The organism is Archangium sp., from assembly GCF_036388035.1.
Lineage (GTDB): Bacteria > Myxococcota > Myxococcia > Myxococcales > Myxococcaceae > Archangium.
The window spans coordinates 1-10,416 of sequence record NZ_DASVSO010000813.1 but is presented as its reverse complement, the minus strand read 5'-3'; the positions used below and the strand labels follow the sequence as shown (position 1 = coordinate 10,416).

Below are 10,416 nucleotides of genomic sequence, written 5' to 3'. Positions count from 1 at the left end.
AGCCGGTACTTCGAGGGCTCGCGCAGGTCGTTCGTCACGCCGTAGCCCTGGAGGTTGAGCGGCTGGGTGCCACGGTTGAGGACCTCGATATACCCCCGGCTCCCCGCGGACACCTCGCGGAGGACCAGCGGGCCCGAGCCGTGCGCTCGCAGCGTGGCCAGCAGCTTCCGCAGGTACGTCCGCCGCCCGCGGACGTAGTCCTTGAGGAAGCTCCGCGCCCGCGAGACGTGCTCCCGCGAGACGTAGGGGTCCTTCTCCAGCTCCGGCCCCACCACCCGCCACAGCGCGTCGATGTGCGCTCCGGCTTGCTCTTCGGTGAAGGGCCCCGCCATCGCCGCCTCCAGCTTCGCGAGCAGCCGCTCGCGCAGCGCCGGTCGGTCCCAGAGGCGCGTGTTGAGCACGCTCCACGTGGGCCGCTGGCTCGTCTTCTGCGCCACCCGCTGCTGCCACGTGCTCTGCACCGTCGGGTCATAGAGGGAGAAGAGCCGCGGCTCGTGCTTCGTGTAGGGCGGCAGGTCCGCCTCCCACGTGCGCCAGTACAGCATCCGCGCGTTGTTCAGGTCCCAGGGCACATACGTCCACACGTCCCGCTGGGGCTCGTGGACCCAGTAGCTGCGGGAGTCCTCGATGACGTTGTTGGAGATGAGCGCGTCGGCCGCCAGGTTGCCCAGGTAGGCCTCCAGGTCCACGTGCGCGGCCAGCCACGCCTCCAGCTCCGAGTCGTCGCTCCGGTTCACCACGGCCAGGAGCGCCGCCAGGTCCTCCCAGCCGGTGTCCTCGTTCGTCTTCTTCTCGAAGTCGTCCTGGTAGGAGCCGGGCTGGAGCGTCAGCTCGCAGTTGCGACCGCCGCACCGGTAGATGGACGCCTTGCGCTCCATGCCGTGGTGCTTGAGGAAGTCCTTCCCCACGTGCTCGACGTCCAGGTAGAGCCCGTTGGGCTGGCCGTTGAGGCTCACCTGGGCGTAGCGGGCCCTCGGCACGGGCAGCCCCAGCGCCGCGTACAGGTCCACCGCGAACTTCTCCGTCAGCTTGCCGCCGTCGGACCAGGAGGCGAGCAGCTCGAAGTGGTCGCGGTCCTCCAGCTCGTAGCCGGGGTCGAGTTTGATCTTGAAGCTCTTCTGCGGCAGCGTGCGGGTGCTCGCGCCGCGGTAGCGCATGAGCCCCGGGGCGCGCACCCCGTCCAGCTCCACCACCACGGGCACCTGCTCGTCCGACTCCGGATTCGCGTCCAGCGCCGCCAGGGCCTCCGGGGTCACGTGCAGGGTGTAGGTGGGGACCCGCGTCTGCACCGGAGGGAAGCCCCCCGCGTCCGGGGGCGGCGGCGTTCCCGCGTCGGACGCGCCGCTCCCCGCGTCGGGAGTCCTCGGCCCGGGTGTCCCGCCATCCTGGGCGTGGGTGCTGGTCTCCGGGAAGGGCTGCTGCTGGGTCGGGGAGCCGGGGGCGTCGACCAGGGCGTCTTCTGGGCCCGCACAGGCCAGCACTCCCGCCAGTCCCAACGCCATCACCCAGGCCCCTCGCCCCATGCCACCTCCAGTCGTGGCGGGGGTCGTGTGCAGCGGGCGTGCCCCCTGGGTGTTCGCTGGCGGATGCCTCCTTCGTCCCACGGCCCCCCCTCGGGACGGACCGCGGCCCACGGTGGGAAGGCGCGTTCCCACTCGGGGCACCCACGGCCCCACCGTGGGCACCGCGGAGGCGCGCGGACGTCTAGCGGGCGGTGACGTCCAGGGTGAAGGTGAGGGTGGCCTCGAAGTCACTGCCGGACGTCTTGGGGGTGTTGGCGCGCACCCCGAGGCGGAAGTCGCCCCGGGCCAGGTTCGCCTCCAGCGTCTCCAGGGAGGCGCCAGTCGTATCCATGGACACCTGGGCGCTGCCCGTGGGGTCCTCCACCTCGGCGATCTCCACCTGGGGGCCGGTTTCGTCGGAGCGCAGGAAGAGCGTCACGTCACCGGTGACGACGTCCTGCAGCGTGCTCACGTTCTTCGACTTCGTGACGTCGAGTTGGACGCGCACGTCCGTCACCTCGAAGTGGGTGGGGGCCTGCTCCAGGGTTGCCCGGGCCTGGGACAGGAAGGCCTTCCACTGGGCGTCCTCGGGGTCCACGCGGACGTCCTCGGTGATGGTGGAGACCGTCACGTCTCCGGGCTTGAGAGACACCCGGTAGGTGACGGTGCCTTCGTGGCTGGGACCGCAGGCGGTCAGGATCAGGAAGAGGGGGAGGAGGGCGTTCAGGAATCGCATGAGGGCTCCGAAAGGAGAGGTAGCGGGGGAGGCCCGTGGGTTGACACAACACGGGACGGGCGGCTTCCGGGTGCGAAAGAATGCCCGCGGGAGCCGGTGCCGTGCACAATATCCGATGAGGCGCACTGCGCAGCAGGCCCCAGGCGCCGTAAGTTGGGGCCCTTCGACGGGAGGGGACATGCACGAGTGGCTGGAGGGACTTCAGAAGTCGGCGAAGCGGATGGTGGCCGGAGTGGGCACCGAGGACATCCGGCGAGCGGAGACCGAGTGCGGGGTGCCCTTCCCCGAGGAGCTCGGCGCGTTGTACCGGACGTCCGACGGCGGTGACTTCCTGGGGGACGTGTCCCTCTTCCCGCTGCATGGCCCCGAGGGCGCGCCCAGCGTGCTGGAGAAGACGCGGCTGAAGCTGGAGAGCCTCCCGGCCGCTGGCGTCTGGCGCATCGGGGTGAAGGGCCCGCACCGCCAGCTCTTCGCCGCGCGCAAGTCCGCGATGGTGGAGCAGGCCGACAGCCCCCTGCCAGGCTGGGCGGAGTCGCTCTCGGACGATGATTGGATCTACGGCACCTGGGAGACGGAGGCGCGCGAGCTGCGGCTGTACCGCTCGCTGCAGAGCATGCTCGAGGTGCTAGTGCCCCCCGCCGAGGTGGAGGAGTTCGGTGACAGGACCTTCGCCCGGGCCCTCTCGGCGGTGCAGGGCGCGCTGACCGACCTCTCGGTGGAGTACGAGGAGGGCGAGACCCCGAAAGCCGCGGCCGAGGAGGCAGAGGACGAGGCCGAGGAGGACGAGGGCGAGGAGGAGGAAGAGGCCGACGAGGGCGAGGAGGAGGAGGCTGGGGAGGAAGAGGAAGAGAGCGAGGAGGACGAGGGCGAGGAAGAGGAGCCCGAGGAGAAGGAAGAGGACACGGAGGCATCCAGAGCCACCGCGAAACAGCTGCGGCAGCCCGTGATCGCCGCCGCCGCGCGCCGTGTGGAGCAGCTCCGGAAGCCGGCCACCCAGGAGCAGGCCGAGCCCGTGCGTCCTCAAGGGGTGGCGCAGAAGACCGCCGATGGGGCCAGGAGCGCGGTGAAGAAGGCCGCTTCCGTGGTGGAGAGCGCGGCGAAGACGGCTGCCTCCGTGGCGAATACCACCGCCGCCGTGGCGAATACCGCCGCCGCCGTGGCGAGGACCGTTGCGGGCACTTCGGATCGGGGTGGCGCGACCGCCACGAAGACCCCGACCCGTGGCGCCGCCACCCCCGCGAAGACTCCGGCGCCCGCGCCGATGAAGAAGACGGCTGCCCCGGCCCAGAAGGCGGCCGCGAAGAAGACGGCTGCTCCGGCCCAGAAGGCGGCCGCGAAGAAGGCTCCGGCGAAGAAGGCGGCGGGTGCGAAGAAGGCTCCCGCGCGCGGCCGTCGCTGAGCCGTGGCTCTCCGACCCTCTTCTCCGGGAGGGGGTCGGGCCCGAATCCTCGGAGTCTCCTCCCCCGTCGCCGCCCGGGGGCGGAGGCTCAGTGCTGTAACAGCGGGGGGTCGGCGGGGGGCTTCTCCCGAGGCGTCGCGTCCTCGGGGGCCAGGATGACGCGCGTCGCCCCGTCCGTGTCCGTGCTCCACCGCTCGTGCAGTCGCGCCATCCGGTCTTCCACCAGCACCTGCACCGCCCCCGCGATGGGGAGCGCCAGCAGCGCGCCGATGAGCCCCGCCAGCGCCGTGCCCAACAGCATCACCAGGGCGATGAGCAGCGGGTTCATATTCAGTGTCCGGCGCTGGATGAGGGGCTGGAGCAGGTTGCCCTCGATCTGCTGGTAGACGAGGAACACCCCCAGCGCGATGAGGCCCGCCTTCGTCCCCACCGAGGCCCAGGTCGTCCCCGCCACCAGGAGGGCACCCAGGAACGAGCCCACGAATGGAATGAGCCCCAGAACCGCCATGGCGAGTCCCAGGGCCAGGAAGTAGGGCACGCCCAGCAGCCACGTCGATAGCGCCGTCACCACCCCACCGATGAACGAGATGAGGAACGCCCCGGCCACGTAGCCGCCCACCGTGCGGTGCATCTGGTGCCCCAGCGTCCGCCAGTGCTCGCGGCGCGAGGGCGCTACCCAGAGCAGGGACTTGTCGAACAGGTCCCCGCCGAACAGCAGGAAGAAGGCCGTCAGCACGGCGATGGTCATCGCGGCGGCCAGGTTGCGCAAGAGGTCCGTCACCACGCCGAGCACCGGCCCTGGCGCCATGGGGATGCGCCGACGCAACTCCGCGGACACCTGCTCGATGAGATCGTAGCGCTCGTCCAGCTTCTCCACCCAGGGGCGGTGCTTCAGCTGCTCGATGTAGTCCGGCGCCGCCCGGATGAGGGCCTGGCCCTGCTCGATGAGCATGGGCACCAGCGTCATCACCAGCGCCGCCAGCAGGCCGAGCCCGAGCAGGAACACCCCCAGCACGGCCACGCCGCGGGGGAGCCGCGCCCGCTCCAACCCGCGCACCAGCGGCCAGGCCGCCAGCGCCAGGAAGAGGGCGACCAGCACCCAGGAGAGCACCGTCCACGCGGTGGCCACCAGCCACAGCAGGGCCACCAGCGCCAGCACGTTCAACGCCACGGTCCACACCGTGCGGGGCGTCACCTGGGAGCGCGGTCGCGTGAGGGGCGCCAAGGCGTGGGGCCTCGCCTACCCTTCGGGGAGGTCGTTCGGCGGCAGGGGACGGAATGGCTCGTTGGGCCGGGCGGTGAGCTCCTTCTCCTCGCCCTCCTCCTCGTCGTCCCGCCGGAACTCATGAATCTGGTCCGGGAGGATGTCCCGGTAGTCCGGCGAGTCCTCCAGGGGAGGCGTCGCGGACAGCTCCTGGTCGGTGAAGTTGATGTGCTCCTGGCCGGTGACGGGGTCCCGGTTCCGCAGGGATTCCGATTCGCCCACGTCCTCGCTGCCGAGGTCCTTGAATCGCATGGTGTGTCCTCCGGGCACGCCGGGTTGGCTGCTCCGAGCCAACGGTGCGAACCCATTGGATTCCACGCAACAAACCCCGGCTGCCCGCTCGCCCCGTGGCGCGGCTCAGCGCGGGGAGGCGAGCGTGCGGCCCGAGGGGTAGCGCGGCTGGGCCTCCGCCATCACCATCCCCAGGGCGAGCACCCGGGAGAGCGTCTCGCGCAGGGCGTAGCGGCGGGTGCGGGGGCGGCCCTCGTCCGCGGCCACGCCCCAGGCGTCGATGCCCACCGAGTTGGCGATGTAGAGGGCCCGCGTCAGGTGGAAGCGCTGGGTGACGAGCACCGCCTCGCGCACTCCAAAGACGGTGTGGGCCCGCACGGAGCTGTCATAGGTGGACAGGCCCGCGTCGTCCTCCTCCACGTCGGATTCGGGCACGCCCCGGTCCAGCACGTACCGCGCCATGGCCCGCGTCTCGTCGTGGAAGGGGTCCGAGTTGTCCCCGCTGAGCAGCAGCGCGTCCACCTGCCCCTCCTGGTAGAGGGCGATGGCGGCGTCCAGCCGCTGGGCCAGCACGGGCGAGGGCACCCCTCCGGGCGCCAGGCCCGCCCCGTACACCAGCGCCACCGGCTTTCGCGGCGCCTGGGTGCGCGGGAGGATCCGATCCTCGTAGCGCTTCTCCACGTAGAGGGAGACGGCCCACACGCCCAGCACCGCCGCCAGCCCCGTGGCCAGCAGCGCCAGGACCCACCTGCGCACCTGGCGTGCCTTGTTGCCGCCTCTCCCCATGGTCCCCGGCCCAACCACCGGGAGGCCCATTCTCCTCCCTTGGACCCCGAAGGGAAGGTGCTCCCTCGCCTGGTGCTCACACGGGGACACCAGCGGTGGGCGCCTCGGCCCTCACCGCATGCCGCTCCACCGTCTCCAGGAGGCGCATCGGCTCCACGGGCTTGGCCAGGAAGGCGGCCACCCCATAGGTGGACGCGTACAGGGCCCGGTCCCTCGGGCTCATCCCCGCCAGGCCCGCCGAGAGGATGATGATGGGGATGGCGCGCAGGGCCTCGTCCGTCCTGCGGGCGGTGAGCAGTCGGTGGCCGTCCATCACTGGCAGGGACATGTCCAGGACCACCACCGCGGGCCGGGGCGAGCGCCCCATCACCTCCAGGGCCTCCTTGCCGTGGCTCGCCGCCCGCACCAGGTGTCCGTGGATTTCCAGGAAGTGCTGCAGCGACTCGCGGATATCCGGGTCGTCTTCCACGATGAGAACCGGGCCGCGCAACAGGGACATGTCAGGACCTCCGCCCCGAGGTGGGACCTGCCCTGGAAGGCTATGACCCGGCGTCCAGGTGTGCATCCCGGGGTGGGGGGAGCGTGTCCGCCTGGATGCCGGGCCCGGATCCCGGGCCTCCCCCGCACTTGTTGGAAGGCCACGGTTGACCGGCCGCCATACCGCCTATATAGGGGGCCGCGTCCAGGCTCTCCCCCCTCCCTGGAGGGGCGAGCAAGCCCGCGTTTCCAGAGGAGTTGGTGGCCCCATGGCGTCCCTTCGCGACATTCGCAAGCGCATCCGCTCGGTGAAGAACACGCGGCAGATCACCAAGGCGATGAAGATGGTGGCCGCCGCGAAGCTGCGCAAGGCGCAGGACGCCATCATCGCCGCCCGCCCCTACGCGTCGATGCTGGACCAGATCATCTCCGACCTGGTGACGCGCTCGGGGGGCGAGGAGCTGGCCCACCCGCTGCTGACGTCCCGCCCGGTGCGCAAGGTGGAACTGGTGGTGCTCACGTCGGACCGCGGTCTGGCCGGCGGCTTCAACTCCAACGTCATCCGGCGCGCCAGCCGCTTCGTCTACGAGAACAGCGGCCTGGAGGTGGAGATCTCCACCGTGGGCCGCAAGGGCAACGACTTCTTCCGCCAGCGCGGCCAGAAGATGCGCAAGGACTTCGGCCAGCTCTACCAGCGGCTGGACTATCCCCACGCCTCGCAGGTCGCCGAGGAGCTGAGTGCCCGCTTCCTCAAGGGCGAGGTGGACGCCGTCTACGTCGTCTACAACGAGTTCATTTCCGCCATCAACCAGAAGGTGACCCTGGCCCAGCTGCTGCCGCTGCAGACGCTGTCGGTGGGCACCGCGACGGCCGCCCAGGCGGGCCAGATGCCTCCGCCGGACGTGGCGCCCACCCCGGCGCTGGTGGACTTCAAGTACGAGCCGGGTCGCCAGGACGTGCTCGACCGGCTGGTGCCCCAGGCGGTGTCCATCAAGCTGTACCGCTCCCTCCTGGAGAGCGTCGCCAGCGAGCATGGCGCGCGCATGAGCGCTATGGATAACGCCACCAGCAACGCCACGGACATGATCGCCAGCCTGTCGCTGACGTACAACCGCACGCGCCAGGCCGTCATCACGAACGAGCTGATGGAGATCGTGTCCGGCGCCGAGGCGCTGAAGTAAGAAGTTCCGCTTCTGGCCGACAGGCCCTGAGGCTTGACCCCGGGGGGAGCCCACCTGTACAGGGGGCCCGCCCATCCCCCGGGCCACACTTTCGACGAGGGACGGAAGACATTCCATGAGCGCTCAAGTTACGACGGTAGGCAAGGTGACCCAGGTTCTCGGTCCTGTGGTCGACGTGGAGTTCCCGCCCGGTGGTCTGCCCGAGGTGTACACCGCCCTCAAGGTGACCAACCCCAGCATCAGCTCGGCCACCAACAACCTGACGCTCGAGGTGGCGCAGCACCTGGGCGAGAACACCGTGCGCTGCATCTCCATGGACTCCACCGAGGGTCTGGGTCGCGGCCAGCCGGTGACGAACACGGGCGCCCCCATCCAGGCGCCGGTGGGCAAGGCCACCCTGGGCCGCATCCTCAACGTCACTGGTGATCCGGTGGACGAGAAGGGCCCCGTGGCCGCCAAGGAGTCCTGGCCCATCCACCGCGCCCCTCCCCAGTTCGTCGAGCAGGACGTGCGCGTGCAGATGTTCGAGACGGGCATCAAGGTCATCGACCTGCTCGCCCCCTACACCCGTGGCGGCAAGATCGGCCTGTTCGGCGGCGCCGGCGTGGGCAAGACGGTGCTCCTGCAGGAGCTCATCCGCAACGTGGCCGTGGAGCGCGGTGGCTTCTCGGTGTTCGCCGGCGTGGGGGAGCGCACCCGCGAGGGCAACGACCTGTACCACGAGATGCAGGACTCCAAGGTCATCAAGATCGACAACCTGGAGGAGAGCCAGGTGGTGCTGGTGTACGGCCAGATGAACGAGCCGCCCGGTGCCCGCGCCCGCGTGGCCCTCACGGCGCTGACCATCGCCGAGTACTTCCGCGACATCGAGGGGCGCGACGTGCTCCTCTTCATCGACAACATCTTCCGCTTCACCCAGGCCGGTTCCGAGGTGTCCGCCCTCCTGGGCCGCATCCCGAGCGCCGTGGGTTACCAGCCCACGCTGGCCACGGAGATGGGCGGTCTTCAGGAGCGCATCACCTCCACCACCAAGGGCTCGGTCACCTCGGTGCAGGCCATCTACGTGCCCGCCGACGACCTCACCGACCCGGCCCCGGCCACCACGTTCGCCCACCTGGACGCGACCACGGTGCTCAACCGCGCCATCTCCGAGCTGGGCATCTACCCGGCCGTGGATCCGCTCGACTCCACCAGCCGCATCCTCTCGCCGGACGTCGTGGGCGCGGAGCACTACGCGGTGGCTCGCCGCGTCCAGGGCATCCTCCAGCGCTACAAGGAGCTGCAGGACATCATCGCCATCCTCGGCATGGACGAGCTGAGCGAGGACGACAAGCTGGTGGTGGCGCGCGCCCGCAAGATTCAGCGCTTCCTCTCCCAGCCCTTCTTCGTGGCGCAGGTGTTCACCGGCGCGCCCGGCAAGTACGTGAAGCTCCAGGACACCATCCAGGGCTTCAAGGAGATCGCCGACGGCAAGCACGACGACATCCCCGAGTCGGCCTTCTACATGGTCGGCGGCATCGACGAGGCGCTGGAGAAGGCCCGCAAGATGGCGGCGGCCTAGTCGCCCCCGCGCACCAGGAGGTCGCTGCACGTGCTTCGCTCCGTTGTCGTCTTCCTGGTGCTGTTGCTGGCGCTCCCGGCCTCCGCGGAGCGCTCCAGCCGTCCGCGCGTGAGCGTCAACGGCTCCTTCAGTGTGCGCCTGGTGGAGCGTGCGCCGGGCCAGTGCACCCTGGAGGTGTCCAAGGAGAGCGGCCCCTTCTGGACGCTGGACCAGTGCGTGGGCGGAGTGGATGACCTCTACTTCGTCTCCAATGACGGCCAGCGGGTGTGGGTGATGTTCCCGCTGGCGCCCAAGGGGACGAAGAAGCTGGCCGGCAAGCAGTTCAAGAAGGTGCCCGCCTGGGCCAACACGGTGGTGGCGGTGGAGTATGACCGCCAGGGCGGGCAGGTGCAGGACAAGCGACTGCTGGACTTCGTGGGCCAGCGGGAGCTTCCCGAGGTGCGGCAGCTGGCGCAGCACCTCAAGTGGTTGGAGGGCGTGCTCGGGGTTCCGGGCAAGGGCCCGCGCCTGACGGACGCCGGGCGCATCGAGTTCGAGACGGTGGGCGGCAAGTCCCACCAGCTGATCTTCTGAAGCGGTACGCAGGGAGCACGAAAGCCCATGGCCAAGCTGACGGTCGAGATTGTGACCCCCGAGAAGCGCATCCTGTCGGTGCAGGCGGACGAGGCGATCGTCCCCGGTGGCAAGGGCCTGTTCGGCGTGCGGCCGGGCCACACCCCGTTCCTGTCGCTGATGGAGCCGGGGCCGCTGACGATCATCGACGGCGGGCGGCGCGAGTACTACTTCGTGGCCGGCGGCTTCGCCGAGGTGAGCAACGACAAGGTGCTGGTGCTCGCCGACGTCGCCGAGGCGGTGACGGGCATCGACGTGGAGGCCGCGCGCCGGCGGATGCAGGAGGCGGCGGAGCGCCTGCGCGGCATGTCGTCGGATGACGTGCGCTTCGACATCGAGCAGGCGACGGTGCGCCGCGAGACGGCGCGCATGAGCGCCGCCGGTCTGCGCTGAAGTCCCGTCCCCGAGGCAACACCCCTCTCCCACTCGGGGGAGGGACGGGGTGAGGGCCTTGCCCCACCCCCGCTTCAACCCGGTGGAGCGTCCTCCCCGGCGCCGTCCCCGGGTCCGTTGTCGCCAGCGCGAGTGGCTCCCCCGCGTGAGCCCCCCTGGCCGAGTGCCCCCGCTCCCCCCGTCCTGAACTCCACCCGGTCCGCCAGGTCGCGCGCCGCGCCCACGGGCGTGCCCGCGGCCAGAAAACCCAGCGTGTACTTGACGTCACGCCCAG

12 protein-coding genes are annotated in these 10,416 nt (G+C 70.4%); 5 read left to right on the top strand and 7 right to left on the bottom strand.

From position 1 onward, the window contains the following. A partial coding sequence (locus VF697_RS33575; protein ID WP_331101425.1) for a CotH kinase family protein occupies positions 1 to 1,523 on the bottom strand: 1,523 nt, incomplete at its 3' end. A gap of 181 nt (positions 1,524 to 1,704) precedes the next feature. Next, entirely contained in the window at positions 1,705 to 2,238 is a 534-nt protein-coding gene (locus tag VF697_RS33570) for a hypothetical protein (RefSeq protein WP_331101424.1), read from the bottom strand. Positions 2,239 to 2,416: 178 nt separating this feature from the next. Between VF697_RS33570 and VF697_RS33565 the strand changes: the two genes are divergently transcribed. Continuing rightward, positions 2,417 to 3,637 (top strand): SMI1/KNR4 family protein, encoded by a 1,221-nt coding sequence (locus VF697_RS33565; protein WP_331101422.1) that lies wholly within the window; start codon positions 2,417 to 2,419, stop codon positions 3,635 to 3,637. A gap of 88 nt (positions 3,638 to 3,725) precedes the next feature. Here the strand turns inward: VF697_RS33565 and VF697_RS33560 are convergent, their stop codons facing one another. The 4 genes from VF697_RS33560 to VF697_RS33545 all read right to left on the bottom strand — a co-directional run bounded on the left by VF697_RS33560 (position 3,726) and on the right by VF697_RS33545 (position 6,417). Beyond that, positions 3,726 to 4,862 carry an AI-2E family transporter gene (locus VF697_RS33560; RefSeq protein ID WP_331101421.1) on the bottom strand — a complete coding sequence of 379 codons (1,137 nt, stop codon included), beginning with the start codon at positions 4,860 to 4,862 and terminating at the stop codon, positions 3,726 to 3,728. Between the two features lie 15 nt (positions 4,863 to 4,877). Next, positions 4,878 to 5,153, bottom strand: coding sequence for a hypothetical protein (locus VF697_RS33555; protein WP_331101419.1), 276 nt, complete (start codon positions 5,151 to 5,153; stop codon positions 4,878 to 4,880). Positions 5,154 to 5,258: 105 nt separating this feature from the next. Beyond that, positions 5,259 to 5,888 (bottom strand): SanA/YdcF family protein, encoded by a 630-nt coding sequence (locus VF697_RS33550; protein ID WP_331101417.1) that lies wholly within the window; start codon positions 5,886 to 5,888, stop codon positions 5,259 to 5,261. Positions 5,889 to 5,994: 106 nt separating this feature from the next. Then, positions 5,995 to 6,417 (bottom strand): response regulator, encoded by a 423-nt coding sequence (locus VF697_RS33545; RefSeq protein WP_331101415.1) that lies wholly within the window; start codon positions 6,415 to 6,417, stop codon positions 5,995 to 5,997. 247 nt (positions 6,418 to 6,664) lie between these two features. Here VF697_RS33545 and atpG point away from each other — a divergent pair, with 247 nt between their 5' ends. The 4 genes from atpG (at position 6,665) to VF697_RS33525 (ending at position 10,142) form a co-directional block, all read left to right on the top strand. Next, positions 6,665 to 7,576: an ATP synthase F1 subunit gamma gene (gene atpG, locus VF697_RS33540; protein WP_331101413.1), complete on the top strand. Its 912-nt coding sequence runs from the start codon at positions 6,665 to 6,667 to the stop codon at positions 7,574 to 7,576. 115 nt (positions 7,577 to 7,691) lie between these two features. Beyond that, positions 7,692 to 9,137: a F0F1 ATP synthase subunit beta gene (gene atpD, locus VF697_RS33535; protein ID WP_331101411.1), complete on the top strand. Its 1,446-nt coding sequence runs from the start codon at positions 7,692 to 7,694 to the stop codon at positions 9,135 to 9,137. A gap of 30 nt (positions 9,138 to 9,167) precedes the next feature. Next, positions 9,168 to 9,710 carry a hypothetical protein gene (locus VF697_RS33530; protein ID WP_331101409.1) on the top strand — a complete coding sequence of 181 codons (543 nt, stop codon included), beginning with the start codon at positions 9,168 to 9,170 and terminating at the stop codon, positions 9,708 to 9,710. A 27-nt stretch (positions 9,711 to 9,737) separates the two neighbouring features. Next, a complete protein-coding gene (locus tag VF697_RS33525) occupies positions 9,738 to 10,142 on the top strand; it encodes a F0F1 ATP synthase subunit epsilon (RefSeq protein ID WP_331101408.1) in 405 nt (134 codons plus the stop codon). A 74-nt stretch (positions 10,143 to 10,216) separates the two neighbouring features. Here VF697_RS33525 and VF697_RS33520 read toward each other — a convergent pair. Next, a partial coding sequence (locus tag VF697_RS33520; protein WP_331101406.1) for a hypothetical protein occupies positions 10,217 to 10,416 on the bottom strand: 200 nt, incomplete at its 5' end.